The sequence below is a fragment of the Microbacterium karelineae genome (assembly GCF_009745985.1).
Taxonomy (GTDB): domain Bacteria; phylum Actinomycetota; class Actinomycetes; order Actinomycetales; family Microbacteriaceae; genus Microbacterium; species Microbacterium karelineae.
This window is the reverse complement of sequence record NZ_WFIX01000190.1, coordinates 146,728-172,136: the sequence shown is the minus strand read 5'-3', so window position 1 is coordinate 172,136 and position 25,409 is coordinate 146,728. Positions and strand designations below refer to the sequence as shown.

At 70.3% G+C, this 25,409-nt stretch carries 28 protein-coding genes; 15 read left to right on the top strand and 13 right to left on the bottom strand.

Features of this window, described 5'->3' with window-relative positions:
• Nucleotides 1-14: 14 nt before the first annotated feature.
• From menE to GB932_RS13935, 5 genes are all read right to left on the bottom strand, one after another.
• Entirely contained in the window at nucleotides 15-1,607 is a 1,593-nt protein-coding gene (menE, locus tag GB932_RS13955; protein WP_156761304.1) for an o-succinylbenzoate--CoA ligase, read from the bottom strand.
• 97 nt (nucleotides 1,608-1,704) lie between these two features.
• Entirely contained in the window at nucleotides 1,705-2,169 is a 465-nt protein-coding gene (locus tag GB932_RS13950; RefSeq protein ID WP_156761303.1) for a MaoC family dehydratase, read from the bottom strand.
• A gap of 18 nt (nucleotides 2,170-2,187) precedes the next feature.
• Entirely contained in the window at nucleotides 2,188-3,363 is a 1,176-nt protein-coding gene (locus GB932_RS13945; RefSeq protein ID WP_156761302.1) for an acyl-CoA dehydrogenase family protein, read from the bottom strand.
• The gene (locus GB932_RS13940) at nucleotides 3,360-4,247 is read right to left on the bottom strand and encodes an amidohydrolase family protein (RefSeq protein ID WP_306769962.1); all 888 of its coding nucleotides are present in this window, start codon (nucleotides 4,245-4,247) and stop codon (nucleotides 3,360-3,362) included. The genes GB932_RS13945 and GB932_RS13940 overlap by 4 nt, the downstream gene beginning before the upstream one ends.
• Nucleotides 4,244-5,170 (bottom strand): SDR family NAD(P)-dependent oxidoreductase, encoded by a 927-nt coding sequence (locus GB932_RS13935; protein WP_156761301.1) that lies wholly within the window; start codon nucleotides 5,168-5,170, stop codon nucleotides 4,244-4,246. Before GB932_RS13935 ends, GB932_RS13940 begins: the two co-directional genes overlap by 4 nt.
• 103 nt (nucleotides 5,171-5,273) lie before the next feature.
• Between GB932_RS13935 and GB932_RS13930 the strand changes: the two genes are divergently transcribed.
• Nucleotides 5,274-5,711 carry a MarR family winged helix-turn-helix transcriptional regulator gene (locus GB932_RS13930; protein ID WP_156761300.1) on the top strand — a complete coding sequence of 146 codons (438 nt, stop codon included), beginning with the start codon at nucleotides 5,274-5,276 and terminating at the stop codon, nucleotides 5,709-5,711.
• A 50-nt stretch (nucleotides 5,712-5,761) separates the two neighbouring features.
• Here GB932_RS13930 and GB932_RS13925 read toward each other — a convergent pair whose 3' ends face one another.
• Entirely contained in the window at nucleotides 5,762-7,546 is a 1,785-nt protein-coding gene (locus tag GB932_RS13925; RefSeq protein WP_156761299.1) for an ATP-binding protein, read from the bottom strand.
• A 250-nt stretch (nucleotides 7,547-7,796) separates the two neighbouring features.
• On the opposite strand from GB932_RS13925, the gene GB932_RS13920 reads away from it, so the two are divergent.
• The 7 genes from GB932_RS13920 to GB932_RS13890 all read left to right on the top strand — a co-directional run bounded on the left by GB932_RS13920 (nucleotide 7,797) and on the right by GB932_RS13890 (nucleotide 13,418).
• Nucleotides 7,797-8,564 (top strand): IclR family transcriptional regulator, encoded by a 768-nt coding sequence (locus tag GB932_RS13920; protein WP_156761298.1) that lies wholly within the window; start codon nucleotides 7,797-7,799, stop codon nucleotides 8,562-8,564.
• Between the two features lie 75 nt (nucleotides 8,565-8,639).
• The gene (gene pcaH, locus GB932_RS13915; RefSeq protein ID WP_156761297.1) at nucleotides 8,640-9,458 is read left to right on the top strand and encodes a protocatechuate 3,4-dioxygenase subunit beta; all 819 of its coding nucleotides are present in this window, start codon (nucleotides 8,640-8,642) and stop codon (nucleotides 9,456-9,458) included.
• Complete coding sequence (gene pcaG / locus GB932_RS13910) at nucleotides 9,458-10,015, top strand: protocatechuate 3,4-dioxygenase subunit alpha (protein ID WP_156761296.1); 558 nt, start codon at nucleotides 9,458-9,460, stop codon at nucleotides 10,013-10,015. Before pcaH ends, pcaG begins: the two co-directional genes overlap by 1 nt.
• A complete protein-coding gene (locus GB932_RS13905) occupies nucleotides 10,005-11,366 on the top strand; it encodes a lyase family protein (RefSeq protein WP_156761295.1) in 1,362 nt (453 codons plus the stop codon). The genes pcaG and GB932_RS13905 overlap by 11 nt, the downstream gene beginning before the upstream one ends.
• Nucleotides 11,353-12,135 (top strand): alpha/beta fold hydrolase, encoded by a 783-nt coding sequence (locus GB932_RS13900; protein WP_156761294.1) that lies wholly within the window; start codon nucleotides 11,353-11,355, stop codon nucleotides 12,133-12,135. Before GB932_RS13905 ends, GB932_RS13900 begins: the two co-directional genes overlap by 14 nt.
• Entirely contained in the window at nucleotides 12,132-12,530 is a 399-nt protein-coding gene (gene pcaC, locus GB932_RS13895) for a 4-carboxymuconolactone decarboxylase (protein ID WP_197517493.1), read from the top strand. The genes GB932_RS13900 and pcaC overlap by 4 nt, the downstream gene beginning before the upstream one ends.
• A gap of 207 nt (nucleotides 12,531-12,737) precedes the next feature.
• Nucleotides 12,738-13,418, top strand: coding sequence for a GNAT family N-acetyltransferase (locus GB932_RS13890; protein ID WP_156761293.1), 681 nt, complete (start codon nucleotides 12,738-12,740; stop codon nucleotides 13,416-13,418).
• A gap of 38 nt (nucleotides 13,419-13,456) precedes the next feature.
• On the opposite strand, the gene GB932_RS13885 is transcribed toward GB932_RS13890, so the two are convergent.
• Entirely contained in the window at nucleotides 13,457-14,905 is a 1,449-nt protein-coding gene (locus GB932_RS13885) for an MFS transporter (protein WP_156761292.1), read from the bottom strand.
• Nucleotides 14,906-14,968: 63 nt separating this feature from the next.
• On the opposite strand from GB932_RS13885, the gene GB932_RS13880 reads away from it, so the two are divergent.
• Both GB932_RS13880 and GB932_RS13875 read left to right on the top strand, forming a co-directional pair.
• Nucleotides 14,969-15,370 carry a hypothetical protein gene (locus GB932_RS13880; protein WP_156761291.1) on the top strand — a complete coding sequence of 134 codons (402 nt, stop codon included), beginning with the start codon at nucleotides 14,969-14,971 and terminating at the stop codon, nucleotides 15,368-15,370.
• Nucleotides 15,371-15,396: 26 nt separating this feature from the next.
• Nucleotides 15,397-16,650: a glycosyltransferase gene (locus GB932_RS13875; protein WP_156761290.1), complete on the top strand. Its 1,254-nt coding sequence runs from the start codon at nucleotides 15,397-15,399 to the stop codon at nucleotides 16,648-16,650.
• A 179-nt stretch (nucleotides 16,651-16,829) separates the two neighbouring features.
• Here GB932_RS13875 and GB932_RS13870 read toward each other — a convergent pair whose 3' ends face one another.
• Nucleotides 16,830-17,624, bottom strand: a complete 795-nt coding sequence (locus tag GB932_RS13870; protein ID WP_156761289.1) for an LLM class flavin-dependent oxidoreductase — start codon at nucleotides 17,622-17,624, stop codon at nucleotides 16,830-16,832.
• A gap of 77 nt (nucleotides 17,625-17,701) precedes the next feature.
• On the opposite strand from GB932_RS13870, the gene GB932_RS13865 reads away from it, so the two are divergent.
• Both GB932_RS13865 and GB932_RS13860 read left to right on the top strand, forming a co-directional pair.
• The gene (locus GB932_RS13865) at nucleotides 17,702-18,370 is read left to right on the top strand and encodes a YdeI/OmpD-associated family protein (RefSeq protein ID WP_156761288.1); all 669 of its coding nucleotides are present in this window, start codon (nucleotides 17,702-17,704) and stop codon (nucleotides 18,368-18,370) included.
• A gap of 144 nt (nucleotides 18,371-18,514) precedes the next feature.
• Nucleotides 18,515-19,900 (top strand): glycine--tRNA ligase, encoded by a 1,386-nt coding sequence (locus GB932_RS13860; RefSeq protein ID WP_156761287.1) that lies wholly within the window; start codon nucleotides 18,515-18,517, stop codon nucleotides 19,898-19,900.
• 172 nt (nucleotides 19,901-20,072) lie between these two features.
• On the opposite strand, the gene GB932_RS13855 is transcribed toward GB932_RS13860, so the two are convergent.
• Entirely contained in the window at nucleotides 20,073-20,669 is a 597-nt protein-coding gene (locus GB932_RS13855) for a dihydrofolate reductase family protein (protein ID WP_156761286.1), read from the bottom strand.
• A gap of 258 nt (nucleotides 20,670-20,927) precedes the next feature.
• On the opposite strand from GB932_RS13855, the gene GB932_RS13850 reads away from it, so the two are divergent.
• A complete protein-coding gene (locus GB932_RS13850; RefSeq protein ID WP_156761285.1) occupies nucleotides 20,928-21,344 on the top strand; it encodes a ribosomal maturation YjgA family protein in 417 nt (138 codons plus the stop codon).
• Here the strand turns inward: GB932_RS13850 and GB932_RS13845 are convergent.
• The 3 genes from GB932_RS13845 to GB932_RS13835 all read right to left on the bottom strand — a co-directional run bounded on the left by GB932_RS13845 (nucleotide 21,277) and on the right by GB932_RS13835 (nucleotide 23,138).
• On the bottom strand, nucleotides 21,277-21,687 hold the full coding sequence (locus GB932_RS13845; RefSeq protein ID WP_156761284.1) for a DUF1801 domain-containing protein: 411 nt from the start codon (nucleotides 21,685-21,687) through the stop codon (nucleotides 21,277-21,279). The two genes, GB932_RS13850 and GB932_RS13845, sit on opposite strands and share 68 nt — an antisense overlap.
• A gap of 97 nt (nucleotides 21,688-21,784) precedes the next feature.
• A complete protein-coding gene (locus GB932_RS13840) occupies nucleotides 21,785-22,357 on the bottom strand; it encodes an HhH-GPD-type base excision DNA repair protein (protein WP_156761283.1) in 573 nt (190 codons plus the stop codon).
• 103 nt (nucleotides 22,358-22,460) lie between these two features.
• Nucleotides 22,461-23,138, bottom strand: coding sequence for a fasciclin domain-containing protein (locus GB932_RS13835; RefSeq protein ID WP_156761282.1), 678 nt, complete (start codon nucleotides 23,136-23,138; stop codon nucleotides 22,461-22,463).
• Nucleotides 23,139-23,273: 135 nt separating this feature from the next.
• On the opposite strand from GB932_RS13835, the gene sigK reads away from it, so the two are divergent.
• Together sigK and GB932_RS13825 are read left to right on the top strand one after the other, a co-directional pair.
• A complete protein-coding gene (sigK, locus tag GB932_RS13830; RefSeq protein ID WP_197517525.1) occupies nucleotides 23,274-23,876 on the top strand; it encodes an ECF RNA polymerase sigma factor SigK in 603 nt (200 codons plus the stop codon).
• On the top strand, nucleotides 23,873-24,622 hold the full coding sequence (locus GB932_RS13825; protein WP_156761280.1) for an anti-sigma factor: 750 nt from the start codon (nucleotides 23,873-23,875) through the stop codon (nucleotides 24,620-24,622). Before sigK ends, GB932_RS13825 begins: the two co-directional genes overlap by 4 nt.
• Before the next feature lie 8 nt (nucleotides 24,623-24,630).
• On the opposite strand, the gene mobA is transcribed toward GB932_RS13825, so the two are convergent.
• Nucleotides 24,631-25,212, bottom strand: coding sequence for a molybdenum cofactor guanylyltransferase (gene mobA / locus GB932_RS13820; protein WP_156761279.1), 582 nt, complete (start codon nucleotides 25,210-25,212; stop codon nucleotides 24,631-24,633).
• Between the last annotated feature and the right edge of the window lie 197 nt (nucleotides 25,213-25,409).

Sequence of the window (25,409 nt, the reverse complement as noted above, 5' to 3'; positions counted from 1 at the left end):
CACGTGACCGACCTTCACCTCTCGGGCGTGCGGATCGTCTCGGTCGTCCACGGCTCCTTCGTGCCGACGTCGTGGGTGGGGCGGACGGATCCCGTGAAGCGCGCGCGCAGGTCCGCCTTGCGGATCTTGCCCGATGCGGTGCGGGGGAACTCGTCGACCACGTGCGTCGTGCGGGGGATCTTGTAGCGGGCGATCTGACCGGAGAGCTCTTCCACCAGCTGCTCGCTCGTGAGGGATGCGCCGTCGCGGAGGGTGACGATCGCCCACGGCACCTCGCCCCACTTCTCGTCGGGTACGCCGATGACGGCGACGCCCGTGACGCCGTCGATGTCGGCGATGAGGTTCTCGACCTCGGCCGGATAGATGTTCTCGCCGCCCGAGATGATCATGTCCTTCAGGCGGTCGGCGATGAACAGGAATCCGTCGTCGTCGAGATACCCCATGTCGCCGGAGCGGAACCAGCCGCCGGGGCGGAACGACTCGGCCGTCTTCTCGGGCAGGCCGTGATAGCCCGGGAACACGTTCGGGCCCTGGATCTCGATCTCGCCGATCGTCCCGCGAGGCACGACCTCTCCGGCGTCGTTCGTGATCCGGATGTTCGTGAAGAAGTGGGGCAGGCCGACGCTGCCCTGCTTCTCGCGCGTCCACTGCGGCGGCAGGTGGGTCGCGCCCGGCGACGTCTCCGTCATGCCGTATCCCTGCGAGAACGACATGCCGCGCTCCTCGTAGGCATTGAGGATCCGCGTCGGCACGGCGGATCCGCCGCACGTGAGCTTGCGGAGCGTCGACAGATCCGTCCGATCCCAGTCGGGGTGATCGGCGAGCAGCTGATACGTCGTCGGCACACCGCTGATCGCGCTGATCCCATGCCGCTCGATGAGGGCGAGGGCGCGGCCGGCGTCGAAGCCCTTCTCGAGCACGATCGTGCCGCCGGCCATCACCATAGGCAACGCGCCCATGCCGAGCGCGGCGACGTGGAACAGGGGGGAGATGAGCAGGGAGCGATCGCTCGAGTCGAAGCCGTAGTCGATGACGGCGTTGATCGCGACGTAGGTCAGATTCTCGTGGGTGAGGACGGCGCCCTTCGGGCGGCCCGTCGTGCCCGAGGTGTAGATGATGGCGGCCGGGTCGCCCGGATCCATCGCCTCGGCGACGCGGCCGCCGTGCGAGCGGGTCATGAGCTCGGGCAGGGCGGGAGACCCGGCGCTGCTCTCGCGGGTGGGGATCACGTGCATGACGTCGCCGGCCGCGACGCCCGGCGCGATCCGCTCGGCGAATTCGTCGTCGTAGACGATCGCGCGGGCTCCGCTGTCGGTGAGCACGTGCGTGATCTCGGGCGGCGCGAGGCGCGTGTTGATCGGCACGAACACGGCGCCGATCTGCGTGCACGCGAACAGTGTGAAGAGGAACTCGGGACTGTTCTCGCCGATGTAGGCGACGCGGTCGCCGCGCGAGATGTCGCGCACGTGCAGCACCTCGGCGATCTGGTCGACCGCGTCGGCGAACTGCCGGTAGGTGAAGGCGCGCTCGCCGAACACGAGGGCCTGCTTGTCGGGATCCTTGAGGCGCCTCTTCGCGGTCCAGGCGCCGATGCCTGCATTGAACACGTGAACGTCCTTGTTCTGCGGGGTGGGGAGGGTGAGGCAGACGGCGGAGCCGGATCTGCCCAGAGGGGCACTTTATGTCTGGCGCGCCTTTCGCGCGTCAGACATAAAAGCGGTACAGGCTCCGCGTGATGACGGCGGGGCGTTCGGATCCCTCGACCTCGAAGGTGTGGTCGACGCTCAGCTGATACCCGTTGCCCTTGACCTCGGTGACCTCGGCGACGACGGCGTTCATCCGCACCTTGGCGCCGACGGCGACGGGCGAGACGAAGCGCACCTTGTCGAGGCCGTAGTTGACCTTGGTCGTGACGCCCTCGACTTCGCACAGCTCGGTCCAGAACTTCGTCGCGAGCGAGAGCGACAGGAACCCGTGGGCGATGGGGCCGCCGAAGGGGCTCTCGGCCGTCGCGCGTTCCGGGTCGACGTGGATCCACTGGTGGTCGTCGACGGCGTCGGCGAACGTGTTCACGCGGTCCTGGGTGACCTCGAACCAATCGGTGAAGCCGAGGTCGCGGCCGGCGAGGGAGGTGATCTCTGCGTAGGGGACGACGGTCTGGGTGGTCATGGTGGTCCTTTCGGTGGTTCAGACGAAGGCGGATGCGCCGGTCAGCGACCGGCCGACGATGAGGGCGTTGATCTCGTGGGTGCCCTCGTATGAGTAGACGGCCTCCGCATCGGCGAAGAATCGCGCGGCGTCGTTCTCGAGCAGCAGCCCGTTGCCGCCGAGCACCTCGCGGGCGAGGGCGACGGTCTCGCGGGCCGATGCGGCGGTGACCATCTTGGCGAGGGCGGAGTTCTCGTCGCTCCAGCGCCCCGCGTCCTGGTGGGCGGACAGGGCGACGGCGTGGGTGAGGGAGGCGGTGGCGTTTCCGAGCATGCGGGCGAGCTTCTCCTGCACGAGCTGGAAGCCGCCGATCGGTCGGCCGAACTGCTCCCGCTCGGTCGCGTAGCGCACGGCGGCGTCGAGGGCGCCGGCCTGCAGGCCCGCCGCGATCCACGCGACGTCGGAGCGCATGCGCCGCAGGACGGCCGCGACGTCGCGCCACGAGTCGATGCCATGCAGCCGGCGATCCTCCGCGACGTGCACGCCGTCGAGGCGGATCCGGAAGTTCTGCATGATGCGCAGCGACACCTTGCCGTCGATCGGCTCGAGGCTGACGCCGGCGGCCTCGCGGTCGACGAGGAAGGCCTTGACAGCGCCGTCCTCCGCATCGCGCGCGAAGATCGTGAGGACGTCGGCGCGATCGGCGCCGCCGATCCACTTCTTCTCGCCGTCGAGGATCCAGGCGTCGCCGTCGCGCCGTGCGGTCGTCGCGAGGCCGCCCGCGACGTCGGATCCGTGGTCCGGCTCCGTGAGGGCGAAGACGCCCCGCATCTCGAAGCGCGTGATGAGCGGATCCCACCGCGCGGCCTGTTCGGCGGATCCGCCGTGCCGCACGATCGCGCGGAACAGGCCTGCCTGCGCGTTGTACATGGTCGCGACCGATACATCGCAGCGGGCGAGGACGTAGTTGCGGAATCCCGAGAACATGCTCGATCCGGCCTCGTCCGCGGAGACGCCGCGCGGCGTCATGAGGTCGAGCGGCACGAGGGCGTCGAGCACCTCGTCGGGCATGACGGCGCGCTCCCATGCGTCGGCGAGGAGGGGGCGGATCCGCTCCTCGAGCACCTCGTCCAGCTCGCGGAGCGCGCCCTGCGCCGCGGGGGAGAGGTGCCGCTCGGCGAGGCCGAGCCGGTCCAGCACGGGATCGACTCTCATGACAGCCCGAGCAGCCGCGCCGCGTTGAGCTTCATGATGCCGGGGAGCACCTCGGGCTTGAACGTCTCCATCTTCTCGGCGTCGCGGATCCAGCGGTCCGGCGTCAGCAGCGGGAAGTCGGATCCGAACAGGATGCGGTCCTTGAGGAGCGAGTTCGCGTGGCGGACGAGGGAGGGCGGGAAGTACTTGGGGCTCCAGCCCGAGAGGTCGATCCACGTGTTGTGCTTGTGGGTCGCGACCGACAGCGCCTCGTCCTGCCACGGCACGGAGGGGTGCGCCATGATGATCTGCAGGTCGCCGAAGTCGGCGGCGACGCCGTCGAGCAGCATGGGGTTCGAGAGGGCGAGCTTGAGGCCGCGCCCGCCGCGCATTCCCGCGCCGATGCCCGTCTGGCCCGTGTGGAACAGGGCGATCGCGCCGGCCGACTGCATCGCGTCGTAGACGGGGGCGAAGCGGTCGTCGCTCGGATCGAAGCCCTGCACGGTCGGGTGGAACTTGAATCCGCGCGCGCCGCGCTCCGCGAGGCGACCGATCTCGTCGACGGCGTCGTCGCGGTTCGGATCCACGGAGGCGAACGGGATGAGGATGTCGCTGTGGCGGATCGCGCCGTCGATGATCTCGTCGTTCGAGATCGGCGCCTGCCCGAGGTGCGTCGACGAATCGACCGTGAACACGACCGCCGCCATCTTGCGCTCGCGGTAGTAGGCCGCGATGCTGTCGAGGTCGGGGCGGGGCCCGTCGGCGCGGAAGTACCTGCTCGCGGCCTCCGACAGGTCGGCGGGAAGGGATGAATGGCCCTCCGCGTCGATCTCGATGTGGACGTGCGTGTCGATCGCCTCGAGCGCGGCGAGGTCGATCGACGACTCGTAGCGCTCCGCGGTCACTTCGCGGGCTCCGGTGCGAGCTCGTCGGGGAGCGGCGGGAACTTCTCGCCGACGGACTGCATTTCGCCGACAGCGCCCGCGAAGCCGTCGACGAGGTCGTCGTACGACCAGCCGCCGTCGTGGAAGACCGACGTGACGGCCTCGGGGTGCGACCACAGCTGCAGGCGGTCGCCGCCTGCGCCGACGACCTGGCCGGTGATGCCGGTTGCAGCGTCGGAGGAGAGGAAGGCGACGATGCCGGCGACGTCGGCCGCGGTGCCGAAGCCGAGCTCCTTGCGGAAGAAGTCGGGCATCGCCTCGCCGCGCTCGTCGGCCTCGACGGCCTTCTGGAAGAACGGCACTGTCTTCGTCATGGCGGTCGCGGCGACGGGGATGACGGCGTTGACGGTGATGCCGGCCTTCTTCAGCTCGAGGGCCCACGTGCGGACCATGCCGACGATGCCGGCCTTCGCGGCCGCGTAGTTCGTCTGGCCGAAGTTGCCGCGCTGGCCGGTCGGCGAGCCGATGCACACGATGTGGCCGGCCGTGCCGTCCTCGCGCCAGCGGGTCGCTGCCTCGCGTACGCAGGTGAAGGTGCCCCGCAGGTGCACGTCGATCACGGCGTCGAAGTCGGCGTCCGTCATCTTCCAAAGGGTGCGGTCGCGCAGGATCCCGGCGTTCGTCACGAGCGCGTCGAGGCGGCCGTACGTCTCGTAGGCGTGATCGACGAGGGCCTTCGCGGTCTCGGTCGGGCCGACGGGTGCGACGACGGCGCTGGCCGTGCCGCCCGCGTCGACGATCGAGGCGACGGCCGCGTCGGCCGCGGCCTGGTCGACGTCGTTGACGACGACGCTCGCGCCCTGGGCGGCGAGCTCCTGTGCGTAGGCGAGCCCGAGGCCCTGTCCCGAGCCCGTCACGATCGCGACTGTGCCCTGCAGCGTCATTGCTCTCTCCGATCTGAGGTGATCCATGTGCTGTGACCATCACAGCGCGAATGCTTGAAAAAGTCAATGGTTGTCGGATGCACGTGTTTGATAAGGTCGGTTCATGCCAGCCGTCCACGCAGACGCCGCCCGGGGGGCCGCGCTCGCGCAGAACGCGAGCTTCCTGCTCACGCGCGCGAGCGTCGTCGCCGCCCAGCGCGACAACAAGGCGCTCGCGCCCCTCGGCCTGAAGGTGCGCTCGTACTCCGTGCTGTGCCTGGCGCTCGACGAGGAGCCACCGACGCAGCGCGAGATCGCCGAGTATCTGCGCCTCGACCCGAGCCAGGTCGTCGCGCTCGTCGACGACCTCGAGGATCGGGGCCTCGTCGCGCGCGAGACGGATCCGCGCGACCGCCGCGCGAAGGTCGTCGCCGCGACCGACGAGGGTCGGTCCATCTGCGCCGAGGCGCGCGCGGTCGTCACGGACGTCTCGACACACGTCGACGCGGGCGACGCCGTCATCCTGCAGCGGATCCTCGCGCAGCTCGCGTTCGAGGAGTAGGGGCGTTCAGGCGGCGGAGCTTCGCTGTGAACTCCGCGCCTCGAGAGGATTCACGCACCCCAGATGTCAGGAAAGAGCGATTCTTCGCTCGGGGGTTCCTGGTCTCGGCCGCGCGAGGCCGTTCTCCGCTGCTTCTTCTGAGCGGGGAACTTCGGCCCGGGACCGTAGGTGACGCTCGGGCCGCGCGTCGCTTCTGAGGTCTTCACGAGGAGCTCACGATCGACGAGATCGCTGAGGACACGGGAAGCCTGGACGGTATCGAGCTCGAGAAGCAGGCGCGTCACACGGCCGTTGATCGTGCCCGTCTCCTTGACGTAGTCGACGATCTTCCTGTCAACTTGATCCGTCGTGCGGCGCCGGTAGGTGACGGCCGTGCCGAGCGCCACCAATGCCTCCTCGCGGAGACGGAAGACAGGCGCGGCGCGGCGCGCGCTCTGTCGAGTCGGCTCGAGCATCGCGACGTCGTGGGTCGCAAGGCGCAGAAGAACCGCGCTCGCCTCTTCGACGGTCGGCTTCTGCAGGAGCGGCGCGATCTCCGCCGCCGTGATGGTCTTCTTCGTCAGGAGAGTGAGCAGTACGAGCATTGCGTCCGCGTCGTCCCGCTCGTGATTCGGCAGCGTCGAGACGTACTTGGTCAGGGCCGTATTCGGCGCCCCGCCCATGAGCGCGACGCGCACGTGCTCCGGCGTTGCGGTGTAGATCGGTGGTTGATGGCCCACGCGGGCCATCTCCGCATACATGCGGTCGACGCCGGTCCCTGCAGTCTCGGCGAGGCCGAGGAACCTGAGCGCGCTGGCAAGTTTGGGGTTTCGTGGTCGAGACGACGTCGTGAGCACGTTGTCGGGTCGGACGCCCGATACGAGGCCGCCAGGAGATGTCACGGCGAGCTGCGTCTGCGTGTGCTCGACCGTGATGCGCCCTGATCCCGAGCGGTACTCGCGATGCATCGCCGCGTTGACGACAGCCTCCCGCAACGCGCCCTCAGGGAGGTCGGCGACGTGAAGCTGCTGCCCGCCGCGCAGAGATACCGGGGTGCGATCGTTCCTCGCCTCGATGTACTCGAAGGTGCGCAGGATCGCGGTCAGCATCGGACCGTGAAGGATCTCGTTCACGGTGATCGCGCCCGCGGGCGTGCGCCTGTGCGTGTAGGCGATTCGTTCAGCGGGTCTCTCCGCGGCGGTGAAGAGAAGGGCGCCGCCTCGAGTGAGGGTCTGCGTCTCCGTGACGACGCCGAGCGCTCGGAGGAGCGCGATGTCCGTGGCGGTCGCGTAGGAGCGTCGAGTCGAATCAGGCAGCTGAGCAAGGAGCTTCCGGGCGTTCTCGAGAGCAAGCGGATCGCATGCCTCGGGGGGTACGTCGCTGTCTTCGTCGCTCCAGTCCCTGCCGCGACGCTCGTCGGTGACGACGGCGATCCGATCACTCGACATCGGTTCGCAGCTCGTTCCGACTCGCTCGGTCGGGATCTTTCCATCTGCGATGTGAACCTGGAGACCCCTCGGTGCCGAGATGACGACGACGGTTCCGTATGCCGTGTCGGCTCGCTCGACATCGACGAGCAACGGCGGATCGGTGAGCTGGTGGATGCGCAGGCGCGTCGGATCGGGCTGAAGGTCCGTCCCCGTGAAGGCGTCGCCGCCGCCGACTCGATCGGCGACGCCCACGACCACGTGGCCTCCGCCGGCGTTCGCGAAGCAGGCCGCGGAGCGTGCGATGACCTTCAGCAGGTCGTCGCGTGAGCGCTTGTGCTCCTTGAAGTCGAGGGTTGCCGTCTCGAGATCGGCGGCGCGTTCGCCGCGCGCGATTCGTTCGAGCGCCGCTGCGATGTCGGAGTGCATGAGTTTCTCCTGAGTTTTTCAAACCCTACACGAGTGAGGGTAGCGCAAAACTCACGCAAAACTCGCGCGTGCGAGTCAGTCGATCTGATGGCTGTCAGCGGCCCGGCCGGCCCTGCGTCGTTGACGACCACCGACCGGCCCACAATGTCACTCAATGGCCACTTCAGTGACATTGTCAGCAGGGGAATATGCGTTGAGGCGCGATTCGCGAACATCACCCCTCCCACCCAGCGGGAGATAGGCTCACCGCATGGATGCGCAGGCCGGTGAGGGGATGCTCGAGCGGGCGATGCGGATCCTGTCGTGCTTCTCCGAGGACGACGCCGCGCTGGCGGCCTCCGAGCTCGGCGCGCGGACGGGGCTGTCGTCGTCGACGCTGCACCGGATCCTCGCGCAGATGGTCGACCTCGGCCTCCTCGCGCGCATCGCCGGCCGCCGCTACATCATCGGATCGCGGCTGTGGGAGCTCGGCGAGCTGTCGCCCCTGGCGCTGCACCTGCGCGAGACGGCGCTGCCGCACATGATGCGCCTCTACGAGGCGACCGGGGAGAACGTGCACCTCGCCGCGCTCGACGGTGAGGAACCCGCGGGCGCGACGGCGCTGTACGTCGGCAAGGTGACGGGCCACGGATCCATCCCTCTGCTCAGCCGGATGGGCGGGCGGCACCTGCCGCATGCCGTCGGCGTCGGCAAGGCGCTGCTCTCCGCGCAGAGCGACGACTGGATCCGCGCCTACTGCGCCGAACCGCTCGAACGCGAGACGGTGCACACGATCACGGATCCTGACGCCCTGCTTGCCGACCTGCGCACGGCGCGCGCCCGCGGATACGCGTACGCGCAGGAGGAGATGACGCTCGGCAATGTGTCGATCGGCGCGCCGCTCGGCCCCGTCGCAGGGCTCCCGCCCGCGGCGATCGGCGTCGTCGTGCACATGGAGCGCGCGGACGAACGGCGCCTCGCGGCCCTCGTGCGGCAGGCGGCGCGCGACCTCACGAAGGACCTCACGGACTCCCACTGAGTGGGAATCGGATCGTGTGTGCGCGCACCGGCGCGTCACGCTGGAGGCCACACGTCGCTGTCGAAGGAGACGCATATGACAGACAAGCCGGGCGCCGCCGCACCCGAATCCCTGCTCGCCGCGCCAGACCAGATCACGCAGGCCGAGATGACCAAGGAGATCCAGGATCTCCACGCGCAGTACGCCGAGCGCGTCGCGAACGGCGAGGACCTGCCGAAGACGATGACGGACTTCCCTCCGTACCGCTCGAGCATCCTCCGCCACCCGACGAAGAACCCGCGTCTCGTCGACCCCGAGACGATCGAACTGTGGAGCCCGGCGTTCGGCCAGCGCGACGTCGCCGCGATCGAGAGCGACCTCACGCTCCAGCACACGGGCGAGCCGCAGGGCGAGCGCATGACCATCGAGGGCTATGTGAAGGACAGCTGGGGGCGCCCCGTCGCCAATCAGCTCGTCGAGCTGTGGCAGGCCAACGCCGCCGGGCGCTACATCCACCAGCGCGACCAGCACCCCGCGCCGCTCGACCCGAACTTCACGGGCGCCGGCCGCGTCATCACCGACGACAACGGCTTCTACAAGTTCACGACGATCAAGCCGGGCGCCTACCCGTGGAAGAACCACGTCAACGCGTGGCGTCCCGCGCACATCCACTTCTCGATCTTCGGGTCCGCCTTCACGCAGCGCATCGTCACCCAGACGTACTTCCCCGGGGATCCGCTGTTCCCGCTCGACCCGATCTACAACACGATCCGTGACCAGAAGGACCGCGACCGGCTCATCGCCGCGTACGATCACGACCTGACGGTGCCCGAGTTCTCGATGGGCTACCGGTGGGACATCGTCGTAGACGGACCCGACGCCACCTGGACCGAATCCGAGGAGGGGGAGCACTGATGAGCGAGAAGACCCTGGAGCCCACGGCGGGCCAGACCGTCGGCCCCTTCTTCAAGTTCGGCGTGGAGTTCGAGCGCATGAACGAGGTCGCCTTCCCGCACAGCCCCGGCGCCATCGTGCTCGGCGGTCAGGTGCTCGACGGCAACGGCCACCCGATCCCCGACGCGATCATCGAGATCTTCGGCGCCGACACCGACGGATCCGTTCCACGCGACCGCGGCACGCTGACGCGCGACGGACACTCCTTCACGGGGTTCGGCCGCACCTTCACGAACGACGAAGGCCACTACGAGTTCTGGACCCGCAACCCGGGCGCGACCGACGACGGCAAGCCGCCGTTCTTCGCCGCCATCGTCTACGCGCGTGGCCTGCCGAACAAGCTGCACTCGCGCATCTACCTCCCCGAGGCGATCGCCGACGGGAAGACGGACTCGCTCCTCGACTCGCTGTCCGACGACGAGCGCGCGACGCTCGTCGCGACGCGCACGGCTGCCGGATACCTCGAGCACAGCTTCCGCCTGCAGGGCGAGAAGGAGACCGTCTTCCTTGCCTACTGACGCGTCGTTCGACCTCGGCCTGATCTCGCCCGTCTCCGCCGGGCGGGATCAGGCCGTGTCGGATGCCGCGATCCTCGCCGCGCTCGTGGGGGCGGAGGCGGCTCTCATCGACGCGCTCGTCGCGGAGGGCGTGGCCCCCGAGGGGGTCGCGGGCGAGCGCCTGCGATCGGTCGCACTCGATGCCGCCGCGCTCGCGCGCGACGCCGTCGCGGGCGGCAACCCCGTCATCCCTCTCATCGCGCAGCTGCGCGCCGGCGCCGACGAGGAGGTGCGTCCGTGGATCCATCGGGGAGCCACGAGCCAGGACATCCTCGACACGGCGCTCATGATCGTGGCGCGCGACGCGGTCGGCCGGATCCGCGCCGACCTCGCCCGCGTCTCCGCCGCCCTCGAGGCGTTCGCGGACGACAACCGCGACCTCGTCGCCGCCGGGCGCACGCTCACCCAGCACGCCGTTCCGACGACGATCGGGCTGCGGGCCGCGAACTGGCGCCGCGGCGTCGACCGGGCGCTCGCACGGCTCGACGGCCTGGAGCTCCCCGCCCAGCTCGGCGGCGCCGCCGGCACGATGGCCGCGATGGCCGAGGTCGTGCGGGCGTCCGCTCCAACACAACGCAGTCAGGACGGCGGCGACGAGGGCCGACGCGCCGCCGCCGGGCCGGATACCGCCCAGATCGACTGCGTTGTGTTGGAGCGGGTGCAGGGGATCCGTCGCGGGTATGCCGCCGCGGCCGGCCTGCGGCACCTCGACGCGCCCTGGCACACGCAGCGGTGGCCCGTCACAGAGCTCGGCGACGCCCTCGCGCAGGCGATCGACGCCCTCGGCAAGATCGCGACCGATGTCGCGACCGCCTCCCGCACCGAGATCGGCGAGCTCGCCGAACCCACGGGCGGCGGATCCAGCGCGATGCCGCAGAAGCGGAACCCCGCGCGCAGCGTGCTGATCCGCTCCGCCGCGCTGCGCGCGCCCCAGCTCGCCGCGACCCTGCACCTCGCGTCGGCACTCGCGGCCGACGAACGTCCCGACGGCGCCTGGCACGCCGAGTGGCCCGCCCTGCGCGAGCTGCTGCGCCTCGCGCTGGGCGCCGGATCCCACGCCGCCGACCTCGCGGAGGGCCTCCGCGTCGACCGCGACGCCGTCGCCCGCAACCTGACGGCGACCGGCGGGCTCATCGTCTCCGAGCGGCTCGGCGCCGTCCTCGGCCGGGAGCGCGCCGCCGAGATCGTCGCCCGGGTCACAGGCGGCGCGGGTCTCGCGAGCCTCGTGGATCCGGAGCTGCTCGACCCGTCGCAGTACCTCGGCCTCGCCGGCCTCTTCACCGACCAGAAGGAGCATCGTGACCGTTCCTGACCTCGCCGTCACAGAACCGGCCGGCGCCGACGGCGCGCCCGTCGTACTGCTCGGCCCGTCCCTCGGCACCGCGAGCGCCGTGCTGTGGGAGGACGTGATCCCTGCCCTCTCCCGCACCTACCGCGTCGCGACGTGGGACCTGCCGGGGCACGGCGCCTCCGGCCCGCCCGCGGATCCCTTCACGGTCGAGGAGATCGCCGACGCGCTCGCCGAGGCGATCCGCTCCTTCGGCGGGCCCGTCCTCGCCGCGGGCGTCTCGCTCGGCGGCGCCGTCACGCAGGCGCTCGCGATCCGTCACGGCGAACTCCTGCGAGCCGCCGCCGTCATCTGCACGGCGGCGAACTTCGCCGCCGGCGCCGATGCCTGGCACGAGCGCGCCGCGAAGGTCCGCGCGCAGGGCACGTCGGTGCTGATCGGATCCTCGGCCGAGCGCTGGTTCGCGCCGGGATCCATCGCGGCGCGGCCCGACATCACGGGCCGCCTCCTGCACACGCTCGCCGACGCATCCGACGAGGGCTACGCGGCATGCTGCGAGGCCCTCGCGGACTTCGATGTGCGGGAGGAGCTGGGATCCGTGACGGTGCCCCTGCTCGTCGTCTACGGCGAGGAGGACCAGGCGACCCCGCGCGCGAACGCGGAGGAGATCGCCACGACCGTCCCGGGCGCGCGGCTCGTCGGGATCGCCGATGCCGCGCACCTCCCGACTGCAGAGAAGCCAGACGAGGTCGCCGCCGAGCTGCTCGCCTTCTTCGAGGGGAATGCGCGATGAGCCGCCCGCGGGGTGAGGGGATCACCGACGGCGAGCGCTACGACAACGGCATGGTCGTGCGCCGGGAGGTGCTGAGCGATGCGCACGTCGACCGCGCGACGGCGAACCGGACCGAGATGACCGAGGAGTTCCAGGACTTCATCTCGCGGTATGCGTGGGGCGAGATCTGGACGCGGCCCGGCCTCGACCGGCGCTCGCGCTCGATCGCGGTGATCACGGCGCTCATCGCCCGCGGACATCACGAGGAGCTCGCGATGCACCTCCGCGCGGCCCTGCGCAACGGGCTCACGGTCGACGAGGTCAAGGAGGTCATCCTCCAGTCGGCGATCTACTGCGGGGTCCCGGATGCGAACACCGCCTTCCGCATCGCGCAGGAGGTCTACGGATCCGACTGACGTCGGCGCCCGCTGCGCGGGCGTCGGATCGATCGCACGGCCAGTGCGCGAGCGTCGGAGCGATCGGCGCCCGCGAGAGCGACACGCCGTGATCCGGGGCGCGCAGGGCCGGCCACCCCGATGCCCGCGTCGTGTCCGATGGATCGCGCCGACGCTCGCGCGCTCGCCTGGCGCGAACCCGCCCGGCGGGGGCATACGCTGGTGAGCATGCGTGAGATCCGCGATCTGGACACCGTCGAACTGATCCTCGAGGCACAGGGGGTGCTCGACGCGATTCGCGGCCCCGAGCGCGTCGTGGACGCCGGCACCCTGCGCGCCCTGCAGCAGTCGGGCAACTACGCTGTCGGGTTCTTCGATGAGGGCCGCATGGTCGGCGCGTCCGTGGCGTTCTTCGGTGAACCGTCGACGCGGTCGATGCACTCGCACATCACGGCGCTGCTGCCGGAGTTCCGCGGGCGCGGCTGGGGTCGCGAGCTCAAGGAGCACCAGCGCCAGTGGGCGCTGTCGCGGGGGGTGGGCAACGTCACGTGGACCTTCGATCCGCTCGTCGCCCGGAACGCGCACTTCTTCCTCACGGTCCTCGGCGCGCGCGTCACCGGCTACGCCGTGAACCAGTACGGGATCTTCGGCGGCGGCGACGCGGGCGACGAGAGCGATCGCCTCGACGTGAAGTGGGCGCTCGCCGACATCGCGAAGCCCCCGGCCGCGGGAGAGATCGCGGCGACGCTCGAGATCCCCCGAGACGTCGAGCAGATGCGCGCCGATGCGCCGGACGAGGCGCACGAGTGGCGCATGACGCTGCGCCGCGAGATGGCCGTCCTCACGAACCGGGGCCTCGCGATCGCGGGCTTCGACGCCGAGCGCGGGTACCTGTTCGTCCAGTCGTGACGGATCCCGATCGCTGACGTTCTGAGGCGAGCCGGCCGTCAGCCGCGCGGCGGGATCGCCGCGCGCTCGGCGTCGGGCGTCGAGCGGGGGATGAAGAGCGTCAGCACGGTCGCCACGACGGCGGCCGCGATCGCGATCCAGAAGCACGTCGCGAACGCGGCGGAGGTCGGGATCGCGACATCCCCGGCGGGAATGCTCATGGCGGCGAGGACCCCTCCCATCACGGCCGACGCGCTCGAGGTCCCGACGGATCGGAACAGCGCGTTCAGCCCGTTCGAGACGCCCGTCTCGTTGCTGGGAACGGCGCGCATGATGATCATCGGCATCGCGGCGAACGAGAATGCGATCCCGACGCCGATGATGCAGTTGGCGACGACGATGTGCCACACCTCGCTCGACCACAGCAGCACGAACGCGTAGGCGACGACGATCGACGCGGATCCGATCGTGAAGAGCGGCCGTGGGCCGAACAGCTTCTCGAGCCGGCCCGACAGCGGCGACAGCAGCATCATGATGAGGCCCGACGGCATGATGCACAGCGCGGCCTGCATCATCGTGAGGCCGAAGCCGACGCCCGTCTCGGCGGGCAGCTCGAGCAGCTGCGGGAACGACACGTTCGAGCCGAACAGGGCGAATCCCATGCCGATGGCGGCGAGGTTGGTCATCAGAACGGCGGGGCGCGCGGCGACACGCAGATCGACGAGCGGCTCGCGGGTGCGCAGCTGATACGCGCCCCACGCGAGCAGCGCCACGACGCCGAGCGTGACGGATCCGATCGACAGCGGGGATCCCCAGCCCCAGGCGGATCCCTGTGACACGTAGAGCAGCAGGCCCGCGAGCCCGACGGCGAGCCCCAGCGCCCCGAGCACGTCGAGCCGGCCGGGCGACAGGAGCGTGTCCTCCGGCACGATGCTCCAGATCGCGGCGAGTCCGATGACGCCGAGGGCGAGTGACATCCAGAACAGCGCGTGCCAGTCGTAGTTCTCGGCGACGAACGCGGCGACGGGCATGCCGACGGCGCCGCCGACGCCCATCGTGGCGCTCATGAACGCGACGGCTGTGCCGAGCCGCGCCGGCGGGAGCACATCGCGCATGACGGCGATCCCGAGAGGGATGACGCCCGTCGTGATCCCCTGCAGGCCGCGGCCGATGATGACGCCGACGATCGAGTGCGACACCGCCGCCACGAGGGATCCGATGATCAGGGCGAGGAGCAGGAAGAGGATCACGCGGCGCTTGCCGTACATGTCGCCGAGGCGCCCCGAGATGGGAGTCGCGACGGCCGCGACGAGCAGCGTGATCGTCACGACCCAGGACGTGTCCTCGCGGGAGGCGTCGAGGAGGATCGGCAGCTCGGACTGCAGCGGCACCACGAGCGTGAACATGAACGCCGAGCTGAGGCCCGCGAATGCGAGCGCGGCGACGACGGCCCAACCGGGTGCACGACGCGAGAGGTTCCGCCGGGGATTCTCGTCGTCGCTCACCATCAGAGGCTAGTCAACGTGAGCGACACCCGTCGTATTCCGCGCGGCCCGGCATACCCTGAATTCATGGCGACGATCGGCGACGACTGGATCCCGCATCGGCGGGCGTCCGACGGCGAACTCGTCGGGTGGATCCGCCCGATCGGAGACGCGTGGCAGGCGATGTCCCTGTTCGCTCAGGCGGTGGCGGACCCCGCCGACTGGGATGTCGCCGAGGACGCGCTCGAGGACGCGAGCCTCGCGTGGATGGCCGAGCCGTGGATCCTCGAGCGCGGCGGTCGCGCCGTGCGCGTTCGGCTCGTCGAGTTCCGGCCTGATGCGCCGGATGGTTCTCCGGGGCGCGTGACGGTGAAGACCGATGACTTCGGCGCGATCGACGTGCCGTACGAACTGATCGAGCTGTCGTGGCCGCCGCCTGCTGCGCTGCGTCCGCTCACGGAGGAGGACCGCGCGGCGCCCTGGCGCTGAGGCGCATCCGGTCGTACGCTCGCGCCATGCGCGCTCTCGTCATGACGTTCGGCACGCGCGGCGACATCCAGCCGTATGCGGCGCTCGCCGGAGCACTGTCGCGGGCTCGGCACGACGTGACGCTCGCGATCCCGGAGGGGCTGGGGGATCTCGTGCCGCCGCCGGGGGCCAGATCCATCGATGTCGTCCCCGCCGGATCCGAGATGCTGCGCCTCGTGCAGGAGGTGCTTCCCGATCTGTCGGGGCCGCGCGACGCGCTGAAGACGCTCGGCGTCATGCGCGAGGCGATGCGCGGGCACCTCGACGAGACGCGGCGCGCAGCGGAGGCGTTCGCCGTGGACGTCATCGTGTATCACCCGAAGTGCCTGGGCGGCCCGCACCTCGCGGAGGCGCTCGGGGTGCCCGGAGTGCTGTCGATCCCGTTGCCGTTCTACACGCCGACGGCGGCGCATCCCGTCCCGTTCTTCGGCGGCGTCTCCTTCGGCGCTCGCGGGAACCGCGCCACCTACGCCCTCGGCCGCTTCCCGACGCTCGCCTACGGCCGCATGATCAACGACTTCCGCGCACAGCTCGGCCTGACGGGGAGGGTCGGGCGCTTCGACGATCCGCTGGCGAACCCCGATGGGTCGCCTGTGCAGGTGCTCTACCCATACAGCCGGCACGTCGTGCCGGTGCCGAACGACTATCCGCCGACCGCGCACGTGACGGGCTATTGGTTCCTCGATCGTGACGAGCGGCTGGATCCGGCGCTCGCCGACTTCCTCGACGCGGGGGAGCCGCCCGTGTACGTGGGGTTCGGATCCATGGGCTTCGGGAGGGGCGCCGAGCGTCGCCGCGCCGCGGTCCTCGGCGCGTTCGCGCAGACGGGGCTGCGGGGAGTCGTCGCGACGGGATGGGGTGGGATCGCCGCCGGGTCCGCGGCGAGCGACGACGTGCTGGTCATCGACGGCGCCCCGCACGACGCGCTGTTCCCGCGCTGCGCGGCCGTCGTGCATCACGGCGGGGCGGGCTCGACGGCGGCCGGGCTGCGCGCCGGGCGGCCGAGCCTCGTCGTGCCGTTCCTCGGCGACCAGCCGTTCTGGGGGAACCGCGTGCACGCGCTCGGCGCGGGGCCGAAGCCGCTCGCGCCGGCGCGCCTCGAGCACGGCCTGGCCGAGCGTCTGGCGCAGCTCGTCGGCGCACCGTCCTACGCGCGCCGCGCGGGCGCCGTCGGGGAAGGCATCCGCGGCGAGGACGGGCTCGGCGCGGCGGTCGGGATCCTCGAGGAGATCGTCGGCTGACCGTCGTCGCCTCTCCGGCGATGTGTCCGGACGGATCCCCTGCGGGACGGCCGCGAGATCTCGTACCGGTTCGTGCGGATCCGATGGCGGGGTTCGTCATCGAGTGAGAGCACTCCTGGCGGGAAGCGGGGCGGCGGGCGCGGAGCCTCTTCGCGTCGTGCGCGCGCCGCTGAACGGCATCAGCCGGACAGCGCCTCGAGGAAGGCGCGCGGGTCGGGTGCGTCCTTCGGCGCCTGGATCGCGACCGAGTCCGCGCCCGCGCCCCGAAGCTCGGCGACGCGATCGGACAGTCGTTCGGCGAGGCCGGATCCGCGCGGGTCGATCTCGGTGAACACGCGCAGCTGCGTGCGGCCGGGGCGCCCGGATGCCTCGCGCCCCTCGTCGACGATCCCGCGCGCGGCGCGCACCGCGGCCGCGTCGTTGGCGTCGTCGAGCAGCACACTGTCGCCGAGCTCTCCCGCGAGCCGCAGCGTCTTCGGGCGGGTCGCGCCGATCGTGATCTCGGGGGCCGCGGCGGGCGGCCAGTCGAGGGCGACGCCCGCGAGCTTCACGTAGCGGCCGTCGACGTCGACGGTCTCGCCCGCGAGCAGGGCCCGCACCGCCGTCACGTACTCGCGCAGCAGCGTCAGGGGAGAGGCGACGCGCGCGCCGACCTGCCCCATCCAGTCGAGCACGCCGTGCCCGAATCCGGCGACGAAGCGACCGGGGGAGAGCCGTTCGAGCGTGGCGATCTCCATCGCCGCCAGGGCGGGATTGCGCAGTGGGACCGGGAGCAGCCCGATGCCGACCGTCAGTCGCTCGGACGAGAGCAGCGCCGCGGTCGCGCTCGTCAGGCCGCCCTCGAAGAAGCAGTCCTCCCACAGCCACAGCTCGCCGACGCTCGCGGCATCGAGGTCGCGCGCGACGGCCGGGAGGAGTTCGGGCGGGGAATCGGGGCGGAAGACGAGACCGACGGACGGGGCTGGTTGAGACATGGTCATCATGCTGGCATCGACCCCCGACATCCGACAGGGGCTGTTCGCGTGTCGGACGTCCGTGCCTGGCTCGTTCCATGACGACCCCGCAGCCCGGAACCCCGGACGGAACCGACGACAGGCCGGTGATGTTCTTCCGCGACGCCGCGGAGTTCCGATCCTGGCTCGAACGGAACCACGACACCGCGACCGATCTGTGGATGGGCCTCCGCCGCGCGCACGTGCCCGACCGCGGCCTCACCTGGGCCGACGCGGTGCCCGAGGCCCTGTGCTTCGGGTGGATCGATTCGGTCTCGCAGCCGATCGACGACGATTCGCGGCGGCAGCGGTGGACGCCGCGGAAAGCCCGCAGCACCTGGTCGAAGGTCAACGTCGCGCACGTCGAGCGGCTGCTCGCGGAGGGGCGCATGCATCCCGCGGGCATCGCGGCGTTCGAGCGGCGTTCCGATGAGCGCACCGGCACCTACTCGTTCGAGAACCCCGAGGCCGATCTGAGCACTGCGCTGCAGGCGATCGTCGACGACTCCCCCGGCACTGTCGCCTTCCTCGAGGCCGCGACGCCGGGCTATCGCAAGGCGGTGCGGCACTGGATCATGTCGGCGAAGCAGGATGCGACGCGCGAACGCCGCACCCGGCAGCTCGTCGACGACTCCCAGGCGGGCCGGCTCGTCCCGCCGCAGCGCCCCGGCCAGACCCCGGCCTGGCTCGAGCGGGCCGCGGCCGCGGCGCGCGAGGCGATCACATGAGCCATGGCGAGGGGACGCGTGGTGGTGTGCGCGCGACGATGGATGATGGCGGGGTCTGCCGCACAGCCGTCGCGATTAGGATTGTGGCATCGGCGCAGGCCGCTCTGGCCGCGCGAGCATCCCCGAACGACCATTGGAGCCACCGTGGCCGAGCAGTCCCGCCTCGACAAAGTGATCGCCCTCGCCCGCCACCGCGGGTTCGTGTTCCAAGCGGGTGAGATCTACGGCGGATCCCGGTCGGCTTGGGACTACGGCCCCCTCGGCACCGAGCTGAAGGAGAACATCCGTCGCCAGTGGTGGCAGACGTTCGTGCGCGGCCGCGGCGACATGGTCGGCCTCGACAGCTCGATCATCCTGCCCAGCAAGGTGTGGGAGGCGTCGGGCCACGTCGCGACGTTCACGGATCCCCTCGTGGAATGCCTGCAGTGCCACAAGCGCCACCGCGAGGACCACCTGATCGAGGCGTTCCAGGAGAAGAAGGGCCGCGAACCCGAGAACGGTCTCGCCGACATCGCCTGCCCCGACTGCGGCACCCGCGGCAGGTGGACCGAGCCCAAGTCGTTCTCCGGCCTCGTCAAGAGCTACCTCGGCGTCGTCGACGACGAGTCGGGCCTGCACTACCTGCGCCCCGAGACGGCGCAGGGCATCTTCACGAACTTCGCGAACGTCGTCACCGCGGCGCGCAAGAAGCCGCCGTTCGGCATCGGCCAGGTCGGCAAAGCGTTCCGCAACGAGATCACGCCCGGCAACTTCATCTTCCGCACGCGAGAGTTCGAGCAGATGGAGATCGAGTTCTTCACGGCCCCCGACGACGCGCCGAAGTGGTTCGATGACTGGGTCGAGGCGTGCTGGAACTGGTTCATCGACCTCGGCGTGAACCCCGACAACATGCGCCGCTTCGACGTGCCCGACGGCGAGCGCGCCCACTACTCCGACCGCACGATCGACGTCGAGTACAACTTCGGCTTCCAGGGCAAGGGCTGGGGCGAGCTCATGGGCATCGCCAACCGCACCGACTTCGACCTGAACAACCACATCGAGAAGTCGGGCGCCAACCTGCACTTCTTCGACCAGGCATCCGGCGAGAAGTACGTGCCCTACGTCATCGAGCCGTCGTTCGGTCTCACCCGCGCGATGATGGCGTTCCTCGTCGACGCGTACGCCGAGGAGGAGGTGCCGAACGCGAAGGGCGGCACCGACACCCGCACCGTGCTCAAGCTCGACCCGCGCCTCGCACCCGTCAAGATCGCCGTGCTGCCGTTGAGCCGCAACGAGAAGCTCTCGCCGTTGGCGCGCAAGGTGGCCGACGATCTTCGCGGATCCTGGAACGTCGACTTCGATGACGCCGGCGCGATCGGCCGCCGCTACCGCCGGCAGGACGAGATCGGCACGCCCCTGTGCATCACGGTCGACTTCGACAGCCTCGACGACGACGCCGTCACAGTGCGCGACCGCGACACGATGGGCCAGGAGCGCGTCCCGCTCGAGGGGCTCTACGGCTACCTCGCCGAGCGCCTCCGCGGCGCGTAGGCGAGTACGTGAGGCGGGCGGCTCCTTCGGGGGCCGCCCGCCTCGTCGTTCCCCGCCGCCGAGTGCACAACGACGCCAATTCTGTGTGCCGGACACTACGCTTCCGCGAGATTCCGCGGTTCCGGCGAACGTGTCTCACAGAGTTGGCGTCGTCGTGCATCTGTCCTCGTCATCACCGCGCGGGGCGGTAGGTCATATGCGTCACGAGGGAGGTGGCGCGGACGGAGGCGCGCTCCATCTGCTGCGGCGGGACGCCGTCGAAGATCCGCTCGCCGGCGCCGATGATGCACGGCGTCACGTGCAGGCGCAGTTCGTCGATGAGGTCGGCGGCGAGGAACTGGTTGACCGTGGTCGGGCCGCCCGCGATCGAGATGTTCCGCTCCCCGGCGGCGTTCTTCGCGCGTGCGAAGGCCGCATGGATCCCCTCGGTCACGAAATGGAACGTGGTTCCGCCCTCCATCTCGATCGGCTCGTGGGGGAAGTGCGTGAGGACGAAGACGGGGTTGTGATATGGCGGATTCGGGCCCCACCAGCCGCGCCAGTCGCGGTCCCACTCGCCGCGCACGGGGCCGAACATGTTGCGTCCCATGATCGTCGCGCCGGCGTCGACGATCGCATCGATCTCGGCGCGGTTCTCGTCGGGGGCGTCGAACATCCACCCGTGCAGCCAGGTCTCGTCGATGTCGCCGAACGGCGCCTCCTCGCGCTGGCCCAGCCCTGTCGCGAAGCCGTCGGCCGAGACCGTGATGTCGCTGAACGTGATCCCCATGATCCCTCATCCTGTTCTGATCGCGATGTGCACGTGCTCCCTCATCGTGAACCGCATCGCGATGATCGGCAACGGGCATCGCGCCGATGCGCTCGAGGCCGACACCACCACACCCGTCCGCACGACTCGACCGGACCGCCGGAGAATCGCCGATTCCGCGGATCCGAACGGCCGATCCGGTCCGGTGTTCGGGCGGAACTCCGTCGATCGGGATCACGCGGTGGGCGCTTTCCCGGCCCCGCCGCATAGTCTCGCCCGATGCGCCGTCTCGTCCTCGCCGTCGCCGCGGTCGTCGTGATCGCCGCCGGCCTGTCCGTGCACACCTTCGCGCCCGACGGCTTCGCGAGCGACGCGGCGGGCGACGCCCTCTACGCGGCGCTGATCCATCTTCTCGTCGCGTTCCTCGCGCCCCGATGGCCATCGTGGCGATCCGGATCCGTCGCCGTCGCGTGGTGCGTCGCGATCGAGCTCTTCCAGGTGACGGGCCTACCCGCGCAGTGGGGCGCGGCGTTCCGTCCGCTCATGCTCGTGTTCGGAACGGTGTTCTCGGCGTCGGACCTGGTGTTCTACGCACTCGGGATCGGTGCGGCCGCCGCCGTCGACGTCATCATCCGCTGTCGCGGGCGCGGTTCCCGAACACACCGGACGTCAGGGTCCGATACGACCGAGCGATGATCCGGCGCAGCACGTCGAGATCGCAGGCCGCGAGATCCTTGATGTACAGACAGCCGGCGCCCGTCGTGTGCGGGCCGAGGGCGGCGAGCTCCTCCGCGTGCGCCCCGATACCATCCATCAGGTAGATGGTCGTCGCGGCCCTGCGCGGGGCGAAACCCGCAGCGGGTGCGTCGCCCTCGCGTCCTGACGCGTACCGGTAGTGATAGCTGCCGTAGCCGATGATGGATCCGCTCAGCTCGGGATCCTCACCGGTCACTTCGGTCATCAGCGGCAGGAGAGTCTCGGCGTCGCGTCGCCGCTTCGTCGGCGTGACGTTCGCGATGTAGTCGTCGATCTCGCTCATGATTCGAGTGTGCCTCTTCGCGAGTGCGTATGTGCCCCTCTGAGCGCGAGAGAGGGCGCGGAGGCACTCGGGAGCCAGGGCCTCCGGCCTGGATCGCCTATGTCGTCGCCTTCGCCGCGGCCTTCATCGCCTTCTTCGTCTCGCGGACCTTCGCGAGCGATTCCGGACCGCTGATATCGGCGACCGACATGAAGGATCCGTCCTCGCCGTAGGGCGCCGCGGCCTCGCGCCAGCCGGATCCGCCGAAGCCGACCTGCTTGCCGAGCAGGGCGAGGAAGATCTTCGCCTTCTGCTCGCCGAAGCCGGGCAGCTTCTTCAGGCGCTTCAGGACCTCGGCGCCCGACGGATCCCCCTCGGTCCAGATCGCGGCCGCGTCGCCGCCCCACTCCGCGACGATCTCCTGGCACACCTTCTGCACGCGGCCCGCCATCGAGCCGGGGTATCGGTGCACGGCCGGCGTCTGGCGGAACACCTCGACGAGTTCGTCGGGATCGTACCCGGCGATGTCGGCCGCAGCGACGGATCCGGTCCGCGCGCGGATCTTCTCGGGGCCCGCGAACGCCGTCTCCATCGCCACCTGCTGGTCGAGCAGCATGCCGATGAGGAGGGCGAGCGGGTCCTCGCTGAGCAGCTCGTCGCTCGCGGGGTCGGAGGTGATCGTGAGGGCCATGCGTCCATGTTCGCCGAACGGCCTCGGTTTCGCACACGCGGTCGCGCCCGCGGTCGTCCGTTGACGTCCGCGGGCGCGACCGGGATCTCTCGGTCGTCTGGTGTCACGCCCCCGGCATCAGCACTGCGTCGACGAGGTACACGGTCGCGTTGGCGGTCTGGACGCCACCGCAGATCACGTTCGCGTCGTCGACCATGATCTCGTCGCCGGAGCCAGTGACCTCGACGTCCGAACCCTCGACCGTCGTGTGGGTGCCCGCGATGTCGCTTGGGGAGATCTGGCCTGGGACCACGTGATAGGTCAGGATCGACGTGAGCAGGTCGGCATCCTGGCTGAGGGTGTCGATCGTCTCCTGATCGATCTGGGCGAACGCGTCGTCCACCGGCGCGAACACGGTGAACTCGTCGCCGTTGAGGGTGTCGACGAGATCGACGTCGGGGTTCAGTTCTCCCGAGACGGCGGAGACGAGGGTCGTCAGCAGCGGGTTGTTGGAGGCGGCGACGGCGACGGGATCGGCGGACATGCCCGTGATCGACCCGGCGCCGTCCGGAACGGCATCGGCGTAGTCGGCGCAGCCCGGCCCGACGAGATTCGCGGCCGGGTCCTCCATGCCGCTGTCCATCTCGTCGTCCTGCGTCTCGGCCGGAGCGCTCTGCTCGGTCGACGACCCGGTCTCCCCGTCCTCCTCGGGTGCCGCGCCGCTGGTGCAGCCGGTCAGGCCGGTGAGCGCGACGAGCGAGAGAACCGCCATACCTGTGAGTGTGGACTTCTTCGTGATCATTGCCTTCTCCTCTTGATCTGATGCGTGCCTGCGGCGAAGCATCGGGGTGCTTTCACGACGTATTCGGAACGGGCGCGGCATCGGATGGGAAGTTCTGAGAACAATCTCGAGACGCATCGTGTGCGCTGGTGCGGCATGCTTGTGGTCATGGTGATCGACGGTCTGGACGTGGACGAGCACTCAGGTGAACGTCCCAACGACATCGATCGGCTCCTGCTTCGGATCGCCGACGGGGACCAGGGCGCGTTTGCCCGGCTCTACGACCTCCTCTCGCCGCGCATGTTCGGCTTGATCTTGCGCGTGCTCGTCGATCGAGCGCAGAGCGAGGAGGTGCTGCAGGAGGTCTTCCTCGAGATCTGGCAATCCGCTTCGCAGTTCTCTCCGAAGAAAGGACAGGGAAGGGCCTGGGTGCTGACGATCACCCATCGCCGCGCCGTGGACCGAGTGAGATCCGCGCAGGCCGGCACGGATCGCGACGTGCGCGCCGGGATCCGTGACATCGGAGTGGCGTACGACGTGGTCGCCGAGGACGTGGAGCTGCGGCTCGAGGGGCGCCGAGTGGTGGAGGCTCTCGGGCAGCTGCCTGACAACCAGCGGGAGGCGCTGACACTGGCGTACTACGGGGGCTACTCGCAGCGGGAGATCGCCGCCCTGACCGGAGCGCCGCTCGGCACGGTGAAGACGAGAATGCGTGATGGATTGTCGAGACTGCGGACGAAGATGGGAGTCATGGCATGAACGAGAAGCATCTCGACGAGCTGCTCGCAGGCCATGCGCTCCACGCGCTCAGTCCGGAGGAGGAGCGCGAGCTGGAAACGGAGCTCGCGGCTCATCCCGAGCTGCGCGATCGAGCAGTGCGCGACGAGGGGGTCGCCGCCGCGCTCGCGGAGGCGACACCGGAGGTCGCGCCGCCGCCGGGCATCCGGGACGAACTGCTCGCGCAGATCTCTCGGGATCCTGTGACGCTCGGGCGCGAGGAGGACGACGCGGATCCGCTCGAGGAGCGCACCACCCAAAGGCAGGCGCGCCGTCGCCTCCGACGCCGGGTCCTCGCGCTCGCCGCGTCGGTCGTGCTGGTCGCCGCGGTCGGCGCCGGCGCCGTCGTGGCGACACAGCTCCTGAACCGTCCGGAGGCCGTCGTGGCGCTCGACAGCATCGAGAGCGCCGAGGACACGCGTACGGTCGCTGAGCCGCTCGCCGACGGCGGAACTCTGGAGATCCACTGGTCGCACGATGTCCGCGAGGCGGTCGTCATCGCCGAGGACGTGCCTCCCCTCGCGGCGGGGCAACAGTACGAGCTCTGGTTCGTGCGGGACGAGGCGCCGATCTCCGCGGGCGTCTTCGATGGCGGCACCGACGATCCGGTCCTGCTGGACGGCACGCTCGAGCCGGGCGACGTGGTGGCGGTGACGATCGAGCAGTCCGGCGGTTCCCCGACGGGCGCGCCGACGACGGATCCGATCGTCGCCGTGCCGACGGAGTGACCGCGCCGTCAGAGCGCCTCGAGGTCCCCGGGGGAGTCGACGTCGCGGAGCGAACCCGCAGGAGCGACGGAGGGGGACGTGCGGACGTGGTCGTAGAGCGACCGCAGCGGTGCGTCGGCGACGGCATCCAGTTCCGAGATGCGACGGCGAAGCACTCGCTCCGGCCAGGCGGCGCAGAGGAACTGGTCCCGCCCGGTCTCATCCCGTGCGATCGCGATCGCACCCTCGGCGGCCTGCTCTGTGAGCGCGCGGAGGAACGCGGCGTCGAGATGCGGCATGTCGCCGCCGAGGATCAGCACGGTTCGGGACCGAGCCGGCGGCACGGCCGCGAGTCCCGCGGCGACGCCGGCCAGCGGCCCGCTGAAAGGCGGGTCCTCGCGGGCGACTCGGATCCCGTCCTCTCGCGAGGTCGTGTCGCCGACGCCCTCTGCGGATCCCGCGATGACGATCTCGGATGTGGAATCGGCGCCGCGCACCGCCGCGATGACGCGGTCGACGATGGTGCGGCCGCCGACGGGGATCGCGGGCTTGTGCCGCCCGCCCATGCGGGAGGACCGCCCGCCCGTCAGCACGATCGCGAGGGTGGTCACCCGTCGAGCCTACGCGCCGAGCCCTGCACGACGACGCCGATTCTGCGTGTCAGCACCCGAGCGATCGGTTCCACGGGCTTCTCCGCAGAGAACTGGCGTGGTCATGTCGGGGACCGGGTCGAGCCTCGCGGCGGCGTGGGTCCCGTCGTGCAGGCGCCAACTGCCGCGCGGGGAGGCGCCACGTGAGGAGCCGCCGC